Origin of the sequence: Ralstonia insidiosa, from assembly GCF_008801405.1 — a bacterium.
GTDB lineage: Bacteria > Pseudomonadota > Gammaproteobacteria > Burkholderiales > Burkholderiaceae > Ralstonia > Ralstonia insidiosa.
On record NZ_VZPV01000001.1, the window covers coordinates 2,572,163 to 2,590,173 of the forward strand.

17 protein-coding genes are annotated in these 18,011 nt (G+C 63.0%); 2 read left to right on the forward strand and 15 right to left on the reverse strand.

Annotated features, from left to right (window positions below):
* Positions 1-27: 27 nt before the first annotated feature.
* From hflX to ndk, 11 genes are all read right to left on the reverse strand, one after another.
* Entirely contained in the window at positions 28-1,281 is a 1,254-nt protein-coding gene (gene hflX, locus F7R11_RS12190; protein WP_064803826.1) for a GTPase HflX, read from the reverse strand.
* A 75-nt stretch (positions 1,282-1,356) separates the two neighbouring features.
* Positions 1,357-1,596 (reverse strand): RNA chaperone Hfq, encoded by a 240-nt coding sequence (gene hfq / locus F7R11_RS12195; RefSeq protein ID WP_003263868.1) that lies wholly within the window; start codon positions 1,594-1,596, stop codon positions 1,357-1,359.
* 290 nt (positions 1,597-1,886) lie between these two features.
* Positions 1,887-3,230, reverse strand: coding sequence for a ribosome biogenesis GTPase Der (gene der / locus F7R11_RS12200; protein WP_021194195.1), 1,344 nt, complete (start codon positions 3,228-3,230; stop codon positions 1,887-1,889).
* Positions 3,231-3,424: 194 nt separating this feature from the next.
* A complete protein-coding gene (bamB, locus tag F7R11_RS12205; protein WP_064803829.1) occupies positions 3,425-4,591 on the reverse strand; it encodes an outer membrane protein assembly factor BamB in 1,167 nt (388 codons plus the stop codon).
* Between the two features lie 48 nt (positions 4,592-4,639).
* Positions 4,640-5,275, reverse strand: coding sequence for a YfgM family protein (locus F7R11_RS12210; RefSeq protein ID WP_021194193.1), 636 nt, complete (start codon positions 5,273-5,275; stop codon positions 4,640-4,642).
* A gap of 26 nt (positions 5,276-5,301) precedes the next feature.
* Entirely contained in the window at positions 5,302-6,624 is a 1,323-nt protein-coding gene (gene hisS, locus F7R11_RS12215; protein ID WP_064803831.1) for a histidine--tRNA ligase, read from the reverse strand.
* Positions 6,625-6,685: 61 nt separating this feature from the next.
* Complete coding sequence (ispG, locus tag F7R11_RS12220) at positions 6,686-7,969, reverse strand: flavodoxin-dependent (E)-4-hydroxy-3-methylbut-2-enyl-diphosphate synthase (RefSeq protein ID WP_064803833.1); 1,284 nt, start codon at positions 7,967-7,969, stop codon at positions 6,686-6,688.
* A gap of 53 nt (positions 7,970-8,022) precedes the next feature.
* Positions 8,023-9,114, reverse strand: a complete 1,092-nt coding sequence (locus F7R11_RS12225; protein WP_064803835.1) for a helix-turn-helix domain-containing protein — start codon at positions 9,112-9,114, stop codon at positions 8,023-8,025.
* Positions 9,107-9,904 (reverse strand): type IV pilus biogenesis/stability protein PilW, encoded by a 798-nt coding sequence (gene pilW / locus F7R11_RS12230; protein ID WP_031329166.1) that lies wholly within the window; start codon positions 9,902-9,904, stop codon positions 9,107-9,109. Before pilW ends, F7R11_RS12225 begins: the two co-directional genes overlap by 8 nt.
* Entirely contained in the window at positions 9,901-11,052 is a 1,152-nt protein-coding gene (gene rlmN / locus F7R11_RS12235) for a dual-specificity RNA methyltransferase RlmN (RefSeq protein WP_064803837.1), read from the reverse strand. Before rlmN ends, pilW begins: the two co-directional genes overlap by 4 nt.
* 43 nt (positions 11,053-11,095) lie before the next feature.
* A complete protein-coding gene (ndk, locus tag F7R11_RS12240; protein ID WP_021194187.1) occupies positions 11,096-11,521 on the reverse strand; it encodes a nucleoside-diphosphate kinase in 426 nt (141 codons plus the stop codon).
* 369 nt (positions 11,522-11,890) lie between these two features.
* Between ndk and F7R11_RS12245 the strand changes: the two genes are divergently transcribed.
* Positions 11,891-12,595, forward strand: coding sequence for a Bax inhibitor-1/YccA family protein (locus F7R11_RS12245; protein WP_021194186.1), 705 nt, complete (start codon positions 11,891-11,893; stop codon positions 12,593-12,595).
* Positions 12,596-12,686: 91 nt separating this feature from the next.
* Here the strand turns inward: F7R11_RS12245 and rlmD are convergent, their stop codons facing one another.
* A complete protein-coding gene (gene rlmD / locus F7R11_RS12250) occupies positions 12,687-14,039 on the reverse strand; it encodes a 23S rRNA (uracil(1939)-C(5))-methyltransferase RlmD (protein ID WP_064803839.1) in 1,353 nt (450 codons plus the stop codon).
* 151 nt (positions 14,040-14,190) lie between these two features.
* Here rlmD and F7R11_RS12255 point away from each other — a divergent pair, with 151 nt between their 5' ends.
* Entirely contained in the window at positions 14,191-15,054 is an 864-nt protein-coding gene (locus F7R11_RS12255; RefSeq protein WP_064803841.1) for an endonuclease/exonuclease/phosphatase family protein, read from the forward strand.
* A gap of 25 nt (positions 15,055-15,079) precedes the next feature.
* Here the strand turns inward: F7R11_RS12255 and rpoS are convergent, their stop codons facing one another.
* From rpoS to F7R11_RS12270, 3 genes are read right to left on the reverse strand one after another with little or no spacing between them, the layout of a single operon-like run.
* Positions 15,080-16,216, reverse strand: a complete 1,137-nt coding sequence (rpoS, locus tag F7R11_RS12260; protein ID WP_064803843.1) for an RNA polymerase sigma factor RpoS — start codon at positions 16,214-16,216, stop codon at positions 15,080-15,082.
* Positions 16,217-16,224: 8 nt separating this feature from the next.
* Complete coding sequence (locus tag F7R11_RS12265) at positions 16,225-17,049, reverse strand: peptidoglycan DD-metalloendopeptidase family protein (protein WP_064803845.1); 825 nt, start codon at positions 17,047-17,049, stop codon at positions 16,225-16,227.
* 1 nt (position 17,050) lies between these two features.
* Positions 17,051-18,007 carry a protein-L-isoaspartate(D-aspartate) O-methyltransferase gene (locus F7R11_RS12270; protein ID WP_048934274.1) on the reverse strand — a complete coding sequence of 319 codons (957 nt, stop codon included), beginning with the start codon at positions 18,005-18,007 and terminating at the stop codon, positions 17,051-17,053.
* Positions 18,008-18,011: the final 4 nt, after the last annotated feature.

Genomic DNA, 18,011 nt, shown 5'->3' on the forward strand with positions numbered 1-18,011 from the left:
CTGCAAAAGAAGTAACGGGTGATTCTATCAGCCCGCTTCGTCACCTTCGGCGGAAGAGCCGCCACCAAGCAGGTTCTGCGACAGTTCGTCACGTTGCGCAGGGAGGTGATCCCGACGGGTATCGAAGCGCGGATCGAAGTCACCACCATGCGACGCCGGGTTCTCGCGCAGGCGAATTGCCGTTTCCACCAGCGCTTCACGTAGCAGATCCAGCCCCGCGCCCTCGATGGCGGACACGAACACGCGCCGCACGGCACCGTTTTCGTCTCGCTCGATACGCGGGCCTTGAGCACGCAACTCCTCAGCCGCGTCGATCTTGTTCATCACCAGAATCTGCGGAATGCCACTGGCGTCGATCTCATCGAGCACACGGTCCACCTGCTCCATCTGCTCGTGCTTGACCGTACTGGCGGCATCCACCACGTGCAGCAGCACGTCCGCGTGCACGGTTTCTTCCAACGTGGCGCGGAAGGCCGCCACCAGCTGCGTCGGCAGATCACGGATAAAACCGACCGTGTCGGACAGCACGACGTTGCCCAAACCTTCCAAGTACAGACGGCGGGAGGTGGTGTCCAGGGTGGCGAACAACTGGTTGGCCGCGTAGGTGCGCGCCTTGGTCAACGAGTTGAACAGGGTCGACTTGCCGGCGTTGGTATAACCGACCAGCGAGACGGAAAATGCATCGTTGCGGCTGCGCGAACGGCGTTGCGTATCGTGCTGGCGCTGCAGCTTATCCAACTCGGACGACAGGCGCTTGGCGCGCTCATCCAGCATCCGGCGGTCCAACTCAAGCTGGCGCTCACCCGGGCCGCCACGCAGGCCGACCCCGCCCTTCTGACGCTCCAAGTGGCTCCATGCCCGCACCAGACGTGCCGCTTGGTAGCGCACGCTTGCAAGTTCCACCTGCACCTTGCCGACGTGGCTCTGCGCACGCTGGCTGAAGATGTCGAGGATGAGGCCTGTCCGGTCCACCACGTGGCGACCGAAAAAGCGCTCGAGGTTACGTTGCTGCGCGGGGCTCAGCGCGTGGTTGAAGATGACGATCTCGGCGTCCTCCTCATCCGCGGCGATCTTCACCTCCTCAGCCTTGCCCGAGCCGATGAACAGCGATGCGTCGGGCCGGGAACGTTTGCCGGTGACAGCGCGCACGGGGTTGGAGCCTGCCGTGGAAGCCAGCAATGCCAGTTCACTCAGGCTTTCCTGAAAATCGTGTTTGCCGAAATCGACCGCAACCAAAATAGCGCGCGTCGGCTCCGAGCTGGAGGTGGGATGGGATGCCAAGCGGGGGAAATAAAGAAGGGGGAAACCGAGGTGGGTGCGTCCCGCCGCGCAGAGGGCGGCGGGAGCGAGGCAGGATTAGGCGTCGGACGCTTCGTCCACGCGGAAATTCACGGCACGGGCCGGCACCACGGTGGAGATTGCGTGCTTGTACACCATCTGCGTCACGGTGTTGCGCAGGAGCACGACATACTGGTCGAACGACTCGATATTGCCTTGCAGCTTGATACCGTTGACGAGGTAGATCGACACCGGCACATGCTCCTTACGCAGCGCATTCAGAAACGGGTCTTGTAGCAATTGCCCTTTGTTGCTCATGGCACACTCCAGATTTATAGGTTTAGTGATGGGTTATGGGGCTGGGAAGCCCGGGTTCAAGCAGGCGACGCAAAAAAAGTTCGTCAAAAGAGTCCGCCAGGTGAATCTAAACGACACCAATGGCGCACGAGGCGCCATGTTTCGTGAATTTAGCCTTAGAAATCAGGGAAAGCAAACGGAAAACTGCGCTGACTTCGCCATACGAAATGGCTAGCTCAGCCTTCTGATGATCCCCCATTCGAATGCCCCCGGCGCGCCCCGCCCTCATTCGAGCGCGGCTTGGCACGCGCTCACTCGTTGGATTGGGCGTACGGGTTTTTGTTCGTACGAAATTCGATTCGCAGCGGGGTGCCCTTCAGTTGGAAGGCCTCGCGGAAACGCCCTTCCAGGAAGCGGCGGTAAGTGTCGGGAATATTCGACAGTGCATTGCCGTGGATCACGACAATCGGCGGGTTGGAACCGCCCTGGTGGGCATAGCGCAGCTTCGGACGCGAGACCCCCGCGCGACGCGGTTGCTGGAATTCCACCGCCTCCTGCAACACGCGGGTGAGCTTGGGCGTCGGCAGCTTGACCATGGCAGCAGCGTACGCAGCATCCACCGATTTCAGCAGCGCGCCGATACCAGTCTTTTCCTTGGCCGAGACGTAGTGCACGTTCGCGAACGACAGGAACTGCAGCTTGCGCTCCAGATCATGTTTGATACGGTCACGCGCATGGCCCGTCAGCCCATCCCACTTGTTCACGCCAACCACCAGCGCACGGCCCGATTCGACGATAAAGCCGGCGATATGTGCGTCCTGGTCGGAAATATCCTGCTGCGCATCGAGCAGCAGCACCACCACGTTGGCATCTGCAATCGACTGCAGCGTCTTGACCACTGAGAATTTCTCGATCGCCTCGAACACCTTGCCGCGCTTGCGCAGGCCAGCCGTGTCGATGAGCGTGTACGGCTTGCCGTTGCGTTCGAAATCCACATAGATGGAGTCGCGCGTGGTGCCCGGCATGTCGAACGCAATCACGCGCTCCTCGCCAATCAGCGCGTTCACCAGCGTCGACTTGCCCACGTTTGGGCGACCAACGATGGCAATCCGCGTGCCGTGGCTGTGCGCATCGGCTGCCTCGGCAAGCTCCGGACGCTCGGCAAACGCAAGGTCAAGTGCTTCCGCCACCAAGTCGTTGACGCCATCGCCATGCGCAGCCGAAATGGCCGCCGGATCGCCCAATCCGAGCTCGTAGAAATCGGAGGCGACTGCCGTGTACCGCATGCCCTCGGCCTTGTTGACGGCTAGGAGGATGCGACGCCCGGTCTTGCGCAAATAGTCGGCAATCACGCGATCCTGCGGTGCCAGCCCCAGGCGGCCATCGACGATGAAGATGACCACGTCGGCCTCGACCACGGCCTGGCGCGTCTGCTTGGCCATCTCGGCGACGATGCCCTCTTTGGCGACGGGCTCGAAGCCACCGGTATCGATCGCGATGAACGGGCGTTCGCCGATGCGACCCTCGCCGTAGTGGCGGTCGCGGGTCAGGCCGGGGATGTCCGCGACCAGCGCGTCGCGCGAGCGCGTCAGACGGTTGAACAGGGTCGATTTGCCGACATTCGGCCGCCCCACAAGGGCAATGACTGGTTTCATGCTTGTGTACCGTGCGCGAATGGCGTCACGGCAAATTCCGGTTGTTGCAACTGCGGTTGGCACCCGCACGGCCTACCGAACAGATGCAAGACGCCCGCGGGATACGCGGGCGCAGGTTCAAGGCGCCGGCAACTGCCAGCCGCCCCGAGTGATTCGTTTGCCGTCGCGGCGTTATCTGCACGCGACGGCAGGTGTTACTTCGGCAAGTAACCGTAGACGCCACCGCCGCGCGTCTGCACGACGAGCGTCTGGCCGACCACCACCGGTGCCGCGCTGATGGCGCTGCCGTCCAGCTTCACGCGGGCGACAAACTTGCCGCTGTCGCTCGCCAGGAAGTGCAGCCAGCCCTCGAAATCGCCGACGATGACCGCATGGCCAAATGCCAGCGGCGCACCCAGATCACGCCACAGCAGCGCGTCGTTCTTCCACAGGTCTGCGCCATTCTGGGCATTGAAGCCGTAGACGATCGACTTCTCATCCGCCGCGAACAGCGAACCGCCGTCCTGCGTCACGCCGGTCGGCGAGGAGAAATCGCGGCCCCAGCGCGGAGCACCCGTGCTGACATCGAAGCACGCCACACGACCCTGGAAGCTGGCCGCGCACACTTGCTGACCATCGATCGACGGTGAACCAGTCACGTCGTTCAGGCGCTCAATCTCCGACACGCCACGCGGATACGATACCGCCGCTTCCCAGCGCAGCGCACCGTTGTTGGCCGCCAGCGCGCCCAGTTTGCCACCGGCAAAGCCCAGGATGACATTGTCACCGGCAAAGATCATCGGCAGGCTGCTACGCAGGTTCAGTGCCGACGGCGAGCGTTGATAGATCCACTTGCGATCGCCATTGCTGCCATCCAAGCCAAGGATGCGGCCATCGGTCGTACGCACAATCACCAGGCCCTGGCCGACCAGCGGAGCGGTCAGGACTTCACCGTTGACGGTGCTCTTCCACTTCTGCGCGCCCTTCTCGTCGAACGCGACGACGGTGCCCTTCTCACCAGCCACGGCCGTCAGTGTGCCGTCGCTTCCCGGGCCGGAGGTCAGATCGACATCCGCCTTGCCTTGCCACACGGTGCGGCCGGTTGCGCCATCCAGCGCCGTCACCCCGCCGTTGGCGGCCGACACGTAAACGTTGTTGCCCCAGACGAACGGCTGCATCACGTAGCGGCCGCTCTTGCCGACGCTCACGCTCCACGCCTGGCTCACGGCCAGCACCTGCTGAACGTCCTTCAGCTTGGCAGGTTCATGCTTGACCTTGCTGCTGAACAGCGAGCAACCGCCCAGAACGGCCGTCGCCGCCAGTGCCAGCACTGCGACACGCGCTGCGCGCGCGAGACCACCCTGCTCAAGTGCGTGAATCATGAAATCGAGATCCTTTTGTTATGCGTTGAGGTGCACCAACGTTGCCGATCAGGCACCGCCCAGGGCATCCAGCTTGAACTGCACGATCTGGCGAGCCGAAGCGTCCGTCGGACCGAACTTCTCGAGCGCCAGCTTGTAGGCCGCACGCGCATCTTCGGTCTTGTTCTGCGCGGCAAGCAGGTCACCACGACGGTCGGCAAACAGTGCGGTAAACGCCGGCGCAACGTCGCCGGAGACTAGCGCGAGGCCCTGATCGTAGGCTTTCTCGTCGAGCAGCAGACCTGCCAGGCGCAGCTTGGCGAGCGCCTTGTATTCACCATCGCGTGCGTGATCGATGGTCCATTGCAACTGCGCCTTCGCGCCGGCAGCATCGTTGGCCTCATACAGCGCCTTGGCTGCAGCCAGCGCGGTCATCTGCGCGTAAGCGGTTCCGCCAAACTTGTCTTCCATGTCGGTGGCGGCGCGCTTGATCTTCTCGGCGTCCTTGCCATCGACGGCCTTCTGCACCTGCTCATACAGCACGGACGCTTCGCCCGCCTGCTTGCGCTGCCAGTTCTTCCAGCCAAACCACCCAGCCACGGCCAACAGCACCACGATGGCGATCCACGTCACCACGTTGCCGTTGTCACGCCACCAGTGCTTGAGGCTCTCTAGTTGTTCCTGTTCTTCGAGATCGTAGGCCATGCTTTGCAGAGCTTGAGGTTTTCGAGTTAGTCGCTGTTTGCCACCATGGCATCGATCAGGCGGTCGACCAGTTGGTCAGCCGGCACGGTCTGCTGGGCATCCGCATTCGGATCACCGCGCAGCGGCTTGATCTGTGCCACGCCTTGGGCCACTTCGTCGTCGCCAATGATAACCGCATAGGATGCGCCACTTGCGTCGGCACGCTTGAACTGCGACTTGAAGCTGCCATTGCGCCCTTCCGCCGAAGCGTGAAGGATGACGTCGAGACCGGCATCACGCAGGCGCTCGGCGGCCACCAGGGCCTGCACCTGTGCGTCGTCGCCCTGATGGACGATGTAGACGTCGCAACCTTGCGCTTCCGGCTCCAGCTTTTCTTCACGCAGCAATTCGATGATGCGCTCCACACCCATCGCCCAGCCGCATGCAGGCGCCGGCTTGCCGCCGATCTGCTCAATCAGCGGGTCATAGCGGCCGCCCCCGGCCACGGTACCTTGCGAGCCGAGCTTGTCGGTCGTCCACTCGAACACCGTGAGGTTGTAGTAATCCAGCCCGCGCACCAGACGCGGATTGATCGTGAACGGAATGTTGTTCGCCTTGAGCAGCTTCTGCACGCCGTCGAAGTGCGCACGGGATTCGTCGCCCAGATAGTCGATCAGCTTGGGTGCGCCGGCCGCCATGGTCTGCAGCGCAGGATTCTTCGTGTCGAGCACGCGCAGCGGATTGGTGTACAGGCGGCGCTTGCTGTCTTCGTCAAGGATGTCCTGGAAGCCTTCCAGGTACTTGATGAGATCGGCACGGTGTGCGGCGCGCTCTTCCGCCTGGCCGAGCGAATTCAGCTCAAGCTTCAGGCCGACCAGGCCGAGGTCATCCCACAGGCGCTGGCACATCAGGATGACTTCAGCGTCGATGTCCGGACCGGCAAAGCCCAGTGCCTCCACGCCCACCTGGTGGAACTGACGGTAGCGGCCGCGCTGCGGCTTTTCATGGCGGAACATCGGGCCCGTGTACCACAGGCGCTTCGGGCCGTCGTACAGCAGGTTGTGCTCGATCACAGCGCGCACAGCGGCGGCGGTCCCTTCCGGGCGCATCGTCAATTGCTCGCCATTCAGGCTGTCGGTGAAGGAGTACATCTCCTTCTCGACGATGTCCGTCACCTCGCCGATGCCGCGCACGAACAGCTGCGTCTGCTCGACGATGGGCGTGCGAATCTGCTGGTAGCCGTAGGCGCGCAGCATGCTGCGCACCGCGTTGTCGAAGTGCTCCCACAGCGGGGCGTCGCTGGGCAACAGGTCATTCATGCCTTTGACGCCAGCGATCTTCTGCGCGCGTTGTTGTTTGAGTTCGCTCATGATGTCACGTTAAAAGCCGGCCTCATCTGCAGGCCGGCTTGTCATTTCTTGCTGTGAAGCCTTATGCCGTCTCGGTTTGTGCACCGTAATGCGTGCGCACGTACTCGTCGACGATCGTCTGGAATTCTTCTGCGATGCGCTCTCCGCGCAGCGTCTTCACCTTCACGCCGTCGACGAACACCGGCGCTGCCGGCGATTCGCCCGTACCCGGGAGCGAGATGCCGATGTTGGCGTGCTTGCTCTCACCCGGTCCATTGACGATGCAGCCCATCACGGCCACGTTCATCTCTTCGACACCGGGGTGCGTGACCTTCCACGTCGGCATCTGCTCGCGCAGATACGACTGGATACGTGCAGCCAGCTCCTGGAACACCGTGCTGGTGGTACGCCCACAGCCAGGGCAGGCGATGACCATCGGCGTGAAATTGCGCAGGCCCATGGTCTGCAGGATCTCCTGCGCCACGATGACTTCCTTTTCACGCGGCGCGCCCGGCTCGGGCGTGAGCGAAATGCGGATCGTGTCGCCAATGCCCTCTTGCAGCAGCACCGACAGCGCGGCCGTCGAAGCGACGATGCCCTTGCTGCCCATGCCGGCTTCGGTCAAGCCGAGGTGCAGCGCGTAGTTGCAGCGGCGCGCCAGCTCACGGTACACCGCGATCAGATCCTGCACGGCTGAAACCTTGCATGACAGGATGATCTGGCTACCCGGCAAACCGATCTCTTCCGCCTTCTGCGCAGACTGGATCGCCGAGGTGATCAGCGCTTCGACCATCACGGTGCGGGCATCCCATGGCGTCGCACGCTGAGCGTTCTCATCCATGATGCGTGCGAGCAGATCCTGATCCAGACTGCCCCAGTTCACGCCAATGCGCACGGGCTTGTCGTAGCGGCAGGCGATCTCGATCATCTGCGCGAACTGCGTGTCACGCTTCGCGCCCTGCCCCACGTTGCCCGGGTTGATGCGGTACTTGGACAGCGCCTGCGCGCACTCGGGATAGTCCTGCAGCAGCTTGTGGCCGTTGTAGTGAAAATCGCCCACCAGCGGCACGTCCACGCCCATGCGATCGAGTTGCTCGCGGATGGCCGGCACTGCGGCAGCCGCAGCCGGCGTATCCACCGTGATGCGCACCAGTTCAGAACCGGCACGCGCCAATTCCTTCACCTGGATCGCCGTGCCGATAGCATCCGATGTATCGGTGTTCGTCATCGATTGCACGCAGACCGGCGCAGCGCCGCCCACGTGAACGATGCGATCACCCCAGCGGATTTCTGCCGCGCGCGAGTTCCGGCGCGGCAGGGGGCCAGGCAAGGCAGAAGCGCAATCGAGGGGCGTGGTGGTTTCCATGATCAGACAAGGCACGGCGCCCAATCAGGCGCCGCGCCATTCAACAAAACGGTTCAGGGCAACGTGGCCCGTGCCACGCGATTGCGGGCGTACTTCTGGATGTCGACCGATGCGCCACCAACGGTGAGCGATTCAACGGCCTCAGCATTCCCGAAGGTGACCTTGAACGGCGGCATACCGGTCAGGTCGCGCGCGTCACCTTCCTTGGCCAAGCCGCTGGCGAGCGTCTTACCGGACTTGTCCTTGATCTCAAACCAAGAGGCGCCCGAAAAACGCACTGAGACTGCGCTGTTACCCGTTGCCGACTCTGCCGGTTTGGCGGCTTCGTTCGGTGCAATAGCGGCAGGGGCATCGACGTTGACTACGGCAGGCTTGGCGCTGACAGCGTCAGCCACCGGTGCCGGTGCGGCGCCATTGCCATTGTCTGACCGCGGCAGCGTGGGCGGCGGTGTCAGCGGTGCTGTCACCACACCGGAAGCCGGGGCAGCCGGGGCCACGGGCGTGAGCGGCGTCGGCAGCGACGCGGCCGGCGTTTCCGTCTGTGCCGGGGCGGGCGCTTGCGCGGCCTCGGCCGGAGCCGGTTGCTGTTCAGTCGGCGCGATTTCCTTCGCGGCAGGTTCGGTGGTCTGCGTAGCGGCTGTCTGCGCGGCGAACCACTGCTTCAGGCGGTCCATGCCGGCAAGCGCACCGCCGGCCACAACCACAGCAACCACGAGCCCAATGAGCCAGCCGCCGCCACGACGCTTGGAAAAGCTCGGCTTGTCGGAGAATGACTCACCCAGCCCACCTTCGGGGCGCAAACCGATATTGGCGACCGGCGCACGTGCGTTCAGTCGGACAAGCTGGTCATCAACGTCAACCTGCAGGACGCGCGCATAAGCGCGGATCAGCCCCTTGGCGAACGTCATGTCCGGCAACGCGCTGACATCAGCGGCCTCCACGGCCAACAGCTTGCCCGGTGCCACCTTCAGGCGCGTGGCGAGGTCTTCCACCGTCAGGCGCTGGTGCTCCCGGCCAGCGCGCAGGCGTTCAGCAATCTCGCGCAGCGCATCATCACGCTCCGGCGATACGGCCGCGGGCGAACCCGAGGCAGGCGCGGCACCTTGAGAAAGGTCGGCGGCGCTTGCCACGTCGCGGTCAGTCATCCCATGCTCCTCGTTCGAAAGCCGCCTCTTCGGGCGCATTGGGGAAACGGCGCTGCAGTTGCGCGCTCCATGCATTCTGTTGCGAGACATCGCCCACGCGGCGCGCGATGCGTGCGCCCAGCCACAAGCTCTCTGCCGTCGGATTGCCGCGGCTGTTCACGCGTTCGACGAATGGCATGGCACGCGCATACTCGCGGCGCTTGTAGTAAAGCTGCGCCAACGTCATGTTGGTCAGCAGACTGTTGGCATCGATATAAGTGGCGCGGGTGAGGCTCTTCTCCGCGCTATCCAGATCGCCCTGGCGCATCTGGCAAACACCCAGGTTGGTCCACGGCTTGGCCGGGCTGCCCGCTGCCGGCGCCTCGATGGCCTGACGCAGCATCGCCATACCTTGATCGGGCTTGCCACCCTGCGAGCACAGGAACCAGCCGTAGTTGTTCAGCAGATCGCCGTCTTGTGGCGTCGCGGCCAGGGCACTACGGAAACTGTCGTCTGCCTGCTCGCGTTGGCCCAAATTCATGTAAGCCAGCGCACGAATGTGATACGCACCCGGCACGCTCGGGTCGATCGCAATGGCGTTCTTGATCTCTTCAAGCGCGGTTGCAGCCTGGCCGGCTTCCAGATATTGCGTTGCAAGCTGCAATCGGATCGCAGCACGACGGCCGATGTCTGCCTTTTGATCGGGGACGGTCGAAACTTCTCGTGTCTGTGTCTGGACCGGCGGCGGCAATGCGCATCCGGCGGCTGCCAGCGTGAAGACCAAACTGACAGCAGTCGACCAACGCTTCATGCGGTACCCATGCGGTGAGTGGAGTCGGCCCCAACCACGGGGATCTCGACGATCTTGCCAAACTTGCCGCGCTCAGCCAAGCGCGTGCGATCCTTGACCTCGCCAGCCAGTTGGCCGCAGGCCGCATCAATGTCGTCGCCACGCGTCTTGCGGATCGTGGTGACGATGCCGGCGTCCAGCAGCACCTGCGAGAAACGGCGGATCTGCTCGTTGTTCGAGCGCTTCAACCCGGACTCGGGGAACGGATTGAACGGGATCAGGTTGAACTTGCAAGGCACGTCAGCTACGACGCGCAGCAATTCGCGAGCGTGCTCGACGGTGTCATTGACGCCATCCAGCATGCAATATTCGAAGGTGATGAAATCACGCGGCGCGAACTCGAGATAGCGGCGGCAGGCTGCCATCAGTTCGGCCAACGGGTACTTCTTGTTCAGCGGCACAAGCACGTCACGCAGCGCATCGTTGGAGGCATGCAGCGACACCGCCAGCGCCACCGGCACATCGTGCGCGAGACGGTCCATCATCGGCACCACACCTGAGGTGGATACCGTCACACGTCGGCGCGACAGGCCGTACGCGTTGTCGTCCAGCATCAAACGCAATGCGGGCACCAACGCATCGTAGTTCAGCAACGGCTCGCCCATACCCATCATCACGACGTTGGTGATGACGCGGTCATCCTTGGGGCCGCGGCTAAGTTGCTTGCGCATGGCGAATTCGGCCATCCAGAGCTGGCCGATGATCTCGCCCGAGCTGAGGTTGCGCGAGAACCCTTGCTTGCCGGTCGAACAGAACCGGCAATTGACGGCACATCCCGCCTGAGACGACACGCACAGTGTGCCGCGCGTCTCTTCCGGGATGTAGACCGTCTCGACGGCATTGCCTTGCCCCACGTCGACCAGCCACTTTCGTGTGCCGTCCGTCGAGAGGTGATCGGAAATGACCGCCGGCGCCTGGATGTTGGCGCGGGTCGCGAGCTTTTCGCGCAGCGACTTGGCGAGATCGGTCATCTCGCCAAAATCGGACGCGCCCGACTGGTGAATCCAGCGCTGCAATTGCTTGGCGCGGAACGACTTCTCGCCCAGGCTCTCGCAGTACGCGAGAAGGCCCTGTGCGTCGAAATCGAGGAGATTCACCACATCGTTCATGACTTGCAACCCGAAACCACCAATTCCAGTCTAGTGTTGACGCTTAGCGGCTGTAAATGTTCAGGCCGGGGAAGAAGAAAGCGACTTCCACAGCAGCCGTTTCAGCAGCGTCCGAACCGTGCACGGCGTTGGCGTCGATGCTGTCAGCGAAATCGGCGCGGATCGTGCCCTTCTCTGCCTTCTTCGGGTCGGTTGCACCCATCAGGTCACGGTTCTTGGCGATTGCGTTTTCGCCTTCCAGCGCTTGCACCATCACCGGGCCCGAGATCATGAAGTCAACCAGATCCTTGAAGAACGGGCGCTCCTTGTGCACAGCATAGAACTGCTCGGCTTCACCGCGCGACAGATGGATCATCTTGGCCGCAACGACCTTCAGGCCTGCGCCTTCGAAACGGGCGTAGATCTGACCGATGACATTCTTGGCCACTGCGTCCGGTTTGATAATCGAGAGGGTGCGTTCGATCGCCATTAAAAACTCCAAAAAATGAAGGTGTTACGTGAAAGATAAACGTTAGATTCTAACACGGGGCGCAGCCAGATTGGATGTCAAGCGGTGCAACCCCGCCTAGCGCCCAACTGCCGCGGAAGGCGATCCATGCATCACTCTGCGCGCCTCGCGCGACGTGACAAGGGGAACGGGCTTAGGATTGCCTTATTGAGAGCATAAAAAGTCACCCCGGAAGTGCCCTTTCCGACGCGATCATCGCCCGGACGCCGGAACCGCATGGCATCCTGCCCGCTCAAAGTAAGGACGACGCGACTTGCAAAAGCGCACTGTGGATGCCACATTCGCAACGTCGTCGCATTGTCTGCAATGTCATTCACCCAAGGAGTTCGCATGGACAACCAACTCAACACGTACGGTTTTGGCGCTTCCGGCACCGCCGGCGCGTTGGCCGTCCGCAACCGTGTGCTGCGCAATACTTATTGGCTGCTCGCGCTTTCGATGATCCCCACCATCCTCGGTGCGTGGATCGGCGTCACCACTGGCTTCAACCTGATGGGTGGCCGCCCGCTGATGGGCTTCATCATCTTCATGGCCGTGGCGTTTGGCTTCTTCTACGCCATCGAGCGCTTCAAGAACAGCGGCCTGGGTGTGGCATTACTGCTCGGCTTCACGTTCTTCATGGGGTTGATGCTGTCTCGCCTGATCGGCTTCACGCTCGGCAGCTACTCGAACGGCGCGGCGCTGATCATGACGGCATTCGGCGGCACGGCGATCATCTTCGGCGTGATGGCGACGGTGGCCACGGTCAGCAAGCGGGACTTCTCGGGCCTGGGCAAGTGGCTGTTCATGGGCGTACTGGTACTGATCGTCGCATCGGTGGCCAATATCTGGCTGCAAATGCCCGCGATGATGCTGACGATCTCGGTGCTGGCCATCGCGATCTTCTCGGCCTACATCCTGTTCGACGTGCAACGCGTCGTGAACGGCGGCGAGACCAACTACGTGACCGCCACGCTGGCGATCTACCTGGACGTCTACAACATCTTTACGAACCTGCTGGCGATCCTGGGGATCTTCGGCGGCAATCGGAACTAAGTACTCGCAGCGCGCTGGAAACAGCGCAGCGAAAAAAAACCGGCGCCTGGTGCGCCGGTTTTTCTTTGCCTGAGAGATACGCGATAGCGAATCAGTCGCGCTCAAACACTGCCATCGACTCCACGTGCGACGTGTGCGGGAACATGTTCACCACACCCGCCCCAGCCAGCCGGTAACCAGCTTCGTGCACCAGCAAGCCCGCGTCGCGCGCCAACGTCGCCGGGTTGCACGACACATAGACGATACGCTTAGGCAGGAGCGCCAGCGCGTCACCACCGCGTTGCGCCAACTCCGCCAACGCCTTCGAAACCGCCAGCGCCCCTTCGCGCGGCGGATCGACCAGCCAGCGGTCAAACTTGCCCAGCGCGGCAATATCGTCCGCAGTCACTTCGAACAGGTTGCGGCAAGCGAACGTCGTCTTCGCATCGAGCCCGTTGTGCTGAGCGTTGGCGAGCGCACGCGTAGTCAGCGCTTCGCTGCCCTCGATGCCCATGACCTCGCGGGCGCGCGTGGCCATTGGCAACGTGAAATTGCCGATCCCGCAGAACAGGTCGAGCAAGCGATCGCCCGGCTGCGCATCCAGCAGCTTCAGGGCCCGCGACATCAGCACACGGTTGATCTGGTGATTGACCTGCGTGAAATCCGTCGGCTTGAACGGCATCGTGATGCCGAACTCGGGAAGCGTGTACGTCAGCGCGCGGTCGAGCGGATAGAACGGATACACCGTATCCGGCCCCTTGGGCTGCAGCCAGAATTGAACGTTGTGCTGATCAGCAAACGCGCGCAGTTCCGCCTCGTCAGCGGCGGTGAGCGGCTCGAGGTTGCGCAGCACCAGCACCGTCACATCCTGACCGACAGCCAGTTCAATCTGCGGCATGCGCTGGAAAATGGAGAGACGCCCCACCAGCCCACGCAACGGCACCAGCAGCGCCGAGACATGCGGCGGCAGCACTTCGCATGAGGTCATGTCGACCACATAACTGCTCTTGCGCTCGTGAAAGCCCACCAGCACGCCACCCTTGGCTGCCACGTGGCGCACCGTCAAACGGGCGCGATAGCGATAGCCCCAATCCGGCCCGGCAATCGGCCGGAACACGACGTCTGGGCGCAACTTAGCCAAGTGCCACAGATCGTCCTCCAGCACACGCTGCTTGATGGCGACCTGCGCGCGCGAATCGAGATGCTGCATCGAGCAGCCGCCACACACGCCAAAGAACTGGCACTGCGGCGTCACACGCGAGGCGGACTGGCGCAGAATGCTCACCACGCTCGCCTGCTCGTACGACGGCTTCACGCGGTGGCTGCGATACGTCACCAGTTCACCCGGCAACGCGCCTTCTACGAAGACAACCTTGCCCGGCGTGCCATCCTCGTTGGCCAGACGGCCAATGCCGCGCGCCTCGCCATCGAGTGAGACAATCTCCAATGGGCCAGCTACCGGCATCTCGGGCTTCCTTCGCCCACGCGGGGCCTTGGCCGGCGCGGCAGTTGCGGAATCAGAAGACGACGGCGTGGCGGTGGGTGCAGCTTGAGACACGGGCGAGCCTGAACAAATTGGGGACAAGGGCGGCATTGTAAGACACCGGAGGACCCGCATGGGCACCGTTATCCTGACGTGGAACATCCAGTGGGGCCGAGGCGCGGACGGGCGCGTCGACCTCATGCGCCAACTCACCGAAGCGCGCGCAATGGCTGACTTCGACGTGCTCTGCCTGCAGGAAGTCACCTCCGGCTTCGGCAACCTGCCCGGCCACCCGAGCGCCGACCAGTGGGGCGAACTCGCTGATGCGCTCGGCCCGGAATACACCGTGATCGGCGGCTTTGCGCTTGAGCGCCACGACGGCACGCACGTGCAGCGCTTCGGCAATGCAATTGCCACGCGCCTACCGGTGCTCTACGTCACGCGCCATGCACTCCCCCGCCCGCACGATGCCACGCCCTTCATGCCACGGATGGCCATCGAGGCGACCGTACAAGCGCCGTTCGGGGCGTTGCGCGTCGTTACAACGCATCTGGAGTATTACTCCGAGCCCCAACGGCTGGCGCAGATCGACGCGCTGCGAGCGATTCACGCAGAAGGCTGCGCCCGTGCAGTACGCCCTTCCGTACTTGGCCCCGAATCGGAAGCTGGTCCATTCCGCCCGTTACCACAGACCACTGCCACGATCATCTGCGGCGATCTCAACTGCAAGCCCGATTCCACGCCCAAGCGCCTGGCCACCGTTCCGTTCTCACGGGAACCGGCATTGCACGATGCCTGGGAGATAGCACATGGCGCGACGCCACAGCCGCCGACCTTCGGCGTATACGACCGTACCGACTGGACCGAGCCGGCCTACGCGTGCGACTACATGCTGATCAGCGAACCTCTGAAGTCGCGCGTGCTGCGCGTGGAGGTGAACAGCGCCACGCAGGCATCGGACCATCAGCCGATGCTGCTGGAGCTACGTAACGATTGATGGGGCGAACTGGACCAGCGGCGCCTTACAGCACCGCGTCCTTGCGCACGCCCTGTGAGGCGAAATGGCGTTTGAGCTTGACCAGCGCTTCTTGCTGGATCTGGCGCACGCGTTCGCGCGTGAGGCCCATCTCAGCCGCCAGCTCTTCCAGCGTGGCAGGTTCGATGTGGTTGAGGCCGAAGCGGCGCTCGACCACGTAGCGATGCTTGTCGGACAAGCGCGCCAACCACGACTTCATCAGTTGCGACAGCTCGCGATGCGCCACCTCCTGATCCGGCGAGGCACCATGCTCATCCGACAGGAAATCGAGGAGGCTGGTGCCCGGATCGAGATCGAACGGCGTATCGAGCGAGGTCGTATGCTCGTTGAGCGAGAGCACGTCCTGTACTTCATCGGTGGTTTTGCCGAGCAGGTGTGCGATGTCTTCCAGGCTCGCATCACGCCCATCTACCCCGCTCTTTTCCAGATGGCGCTTGGCGCGCAGCACCTGATTGAGCTCGCGAATCACGTGGACCGGCAGGCGAACCGTACGCGCCTGGTTCATGATGGCGCGCTCGATACTTTGGCGGATCCACCATGTGGCGTAGGTCGAGAAACGGAAGCCACGCTCTGGATCGAACTTCTCGATCGCGTGCATCAGACCGAGGTTGCCCTCTTCGATCAGATCAAGCAGCGGCACGCCACGATTCAGATAGCCCTTTGCGATGCTGACAACGAGGCGCAGGTTACGCTCGATCATCACTTGCCGCGCGGCAAACTCGCCCGCCTTGGCCAAGGTCGAGAAATGCAGCTCCTCGGCCGGCGTGAGCAACGGCTTGATACTGATGCGATTGAGATAGTGCTGGACGGTATCGGCAGCCAGTTCGGCCTGCAGCACCTTGCGGAAATCCTCCTCCGGCGCGGCCTCTTCCGATTCCTCTTCGTCGTCTTCGTCTTCGTCAGGCTCGTCAGCACTGTCGGAAACGTCGTTGACGTCGACTGGCTCTGCGGCAGGCAGATCGTCGATCAGTGTGTCGACAACCTCGATCTCTTCTGCCGGAGGTTGCGCCGCGCCGCCGCGCGCACGCCGCCCCGCGCGCCCATTCTGGGTGCTTTGGCCATCTGCAGCGTCGATGTTGTCATCGGCGGGGGTGGCGGGCGTAGCGGCTTTCTGGCGCGGCATGCATTCCTCTATTGAGGCGGCAGGAAGCGCATCGGATCGACCGGCTTACCGTTGCGGCGCACTTCGAAGTGAAGCTTCACGCGATCCGCATCGGTACTGCCCATTTCTGCGATCTTCTGCCCTTTCTTGACCGTGGATTGCTCGGTGACCAGAACCTTGTCGTTGTTGCCGTAGGCGGTCAGGAACGTGTCGTTGTGCTTGATGATGACAAGATTCCCGTACCCACGCAAGGGTCCGACGTGGATCACTTTTCCGTCATCTGCAGCGACCACGGCGTCACCACGTTTGCCACCGATGTCGATGCCCTTGTTGGCCTTGTCATCGAAGCGATTGAGGAGCGCGCCACGCGCCGGCCAGGCCAGTGCGATTGCGCTATCGCTTGCCCCGGCAGAGGCGCTGGACGTGGATGTGGGTGACGTTGCAGGCGTGGAATCGACCGGCTGTGCGCTCGTGTTGCCCGGGCGGACCGGCGTAACAACCGCGCCGCTGCTACTGACATCCGCGTTCGGCGGTACGACGCGTATCAATTGATCGACTTCGATCTGATTCGCATTCGGGATGTTGTTCCACGCCACGAGATCACGCGGTGCCTGGCCGTTGCGCAGAGCGATGCTGTACAGCGTATCGCCGCGCTTGACTCGATAGTAGCCGGGGGGCGGCGGCTCTTGTGAGGCAGCGGAGGTGGTACCGGCACGCGAGGTGCGGTCGAGAACGGGTGCCTGGTTGCCGGAGGATGCGCAAGCCGCCAGCAGTGCGGCCGACACCATCGCCACGGCAAGCCGGCCGGTGCGTGCGGGGCTTGGAGGGTTCATGGAACTCCGGGAAATGAACATGCTAAACAGTTCCTGATTTTAAAGGGACAAAGAAAACGCCTTCAAGCGCGGTACTGTGAAACTGGAAGCGGCTGCGGCGCTCGATCAGCACTAACTGCTGCGCCGGGCCCGAGCCACTGCTATTGCGGTCAATCGCCACCGGGGCGATCAAGCGACCGCCAACGGCGAGCTGGTCGAGCAGCGCCTGCGGCACCTCCATTCCGGCTGCAGCCAGGATGATGGCGTCGAACGGTGCTGCTTTCGGCAACCCCAGCATGCCGTCGCCGTAATGCAGGCGGATGTTTGGCACGCGGAGTGGCCGCAAGTTCGCTTTGGCTTTCTCATGCAGCGGGCGGATGCGTTCGATCGAATACACCTCGTCGGCCACCTGCGACAGCACGGCGGCCTGATAGCCGCAGCCAGTTCCAATTTCGAGCACGCGCGCAAGCGGCAAGCTTTGCGCACGCGCGGGACGCTCGCGCAGCAACAACTCGATCATCCGGCCGACCACCGAGGGCTTCGAGATCGTTTGCTGATGACCTATTGGCAGCGCGGAATCTTCATAGGCCTGCGAGGCCAAGCCAGCATCCACGAATAGATGGCGTGGCACCGAGCCAATCGCGGCCAGCACGCGCTTATCGCTCACACCCGCGGCTTGCACGCGGCCAACCAATGCCTGGCGCGCGCGATCCGATGCCATGCCGCCGGCTGCCGCATGCGCAGCGGCCGTACGCGCCTGTACGGCACTCGCCGCAACGGCACCGACCGCAGCGTCAACGCCCGCCACTCGCTGCGGGGCAGGCGCTGGAGCCGACGCGGGCTGCACGCGCTCGACCGACGCCGCACGCGCTGGCGTCGGCCGGGAAACGGCACTCACACCGGACGAGATGCGCGTCTCGCGCTGGCGCTCCACCGGCTTGCGCTCGACCACCGCGTCAAGCGTCAGAGGAAAGCGCCGGCCGCGCGAATGTTCAGACATGGGC

What these genes read in the sequence shown, in the direction of transcription:
- hfq (WP_003263868.1), bottom strand. Translation starts at nt 1,596, where the DNA reads ATGAGCAACAAAGGGCAATTGCTACAAGACCCGTTTCTGAATGCGCTG.
- der (WP_021194195.1), bottom strand. Translation starts at nt 3,230, where the DNA reads ATGAAACCAGTCATTGCCCTTGTGGGGCGGCCGAATGTCGGCAAATCG.
- bamB (WP_064803829.1), bottom strand. Translation starts at nt 4,591, where the DNA reads ATGATTCACGCACTTGAGCAGGGTGGTCTCGCGCGCGCAGCGCGTGTC.
- F7R11_RS12210 (WP_021194193.1), bottom strand. Translation starts at nt 5,275, where the DNA reads ATGGCCTACGATCTCGAAGAACAGGAACAACTAGAGAGCCTCAAGCAC.
- hisS (WP_064803831.1), bottom strand. Translation starts at nt 6,624, where the DNA reads ATGAGCGAACTCAAACAACAACGCGCGCAGAAGATCGCTGGCGTCAAA.
- ispG (WP_064803833.1), bottom strand. Translation starts at nt 7,969, where the DNA reads ATGGAAACCACCACGCCCCTCGATTGCGCTTCTGCCTTGCCTGGCCCC.
- F7R11_RS12225 (WP_064803835.1), bottom strand. Translation starts at nt 9,114, where the DNA reads ATGACTGACCGCGACGTGGCAAGCGCCGCCGACCTTTCTCAAGGTGCC.
- pilW (WP_031329166.1), bottom strand. Translation starts at nt 9,904, where the DNA reads ATGAAGCGTTGGTCGACTGCTGTCAGTTTGGTCTTCACGCTGGCAGCC.
- rlmN (WP_064803837.1), bottom strand. Translation starts at nt 11,052, where the DNA reads ATGAACGATGTGGTGAATCTCCTCGATTTCGACGCACAGGGCCTTCTC.
- ndk (WP_021194187.1), bottom strand. Translation starts at nt 11,521, where the DNA reads ATGGCGATCGAACGCACCCTCTCGATTATCAAACCGGACGCAGTGGCC.
- F7R11_RS12245 (WP_021194186.1), top strand. Translation starts at nt 11,891, where the DNA reads ATGGACAACCAACTCAACACGTACGGTTTTGGCGCTTCCGGCACCGCC.
- rlmD (WP_064803839.1), bottom strand. Translation starts at nt 14,039, where the DNA reads ATGCCGGTAGCTGGCCCATTGGAGATTGTCTCACTCGATGGCGAGGCG.
- F7R11_RS12255 (WP_064803841.1), top strand. Translation starts at nt 14,191, where the DNA reads ATGGGCACCGTTATCCTGACGTGGAACATCCAGTGGGGCCGAGGCGCG.
- rpoS (WP_064803843.1), bottom strand. Translation starts at nt 16,216, where the DNA reads ATGCCGCGCCAGAAAGCCGCTACGCCCGCCACCCCCGCCGATGACAAC.
- F7R11_RS12265 (WP_064803845.1), bottom strand. Translation starts at nt 17,049, where the DNA reads ATGTTCATTTCCCGGAGTTCCATGAACCCTCCAAGCCCCGCACGCACC.
- F7R11_RS12270 (WP_048934274.1), bottom strand. Translation starts at nt 18,007, where the DNA reads ATGTCTGAACATTCGCGCGGCCGGCGCTTTCCTCTGACGCTTGACGCG.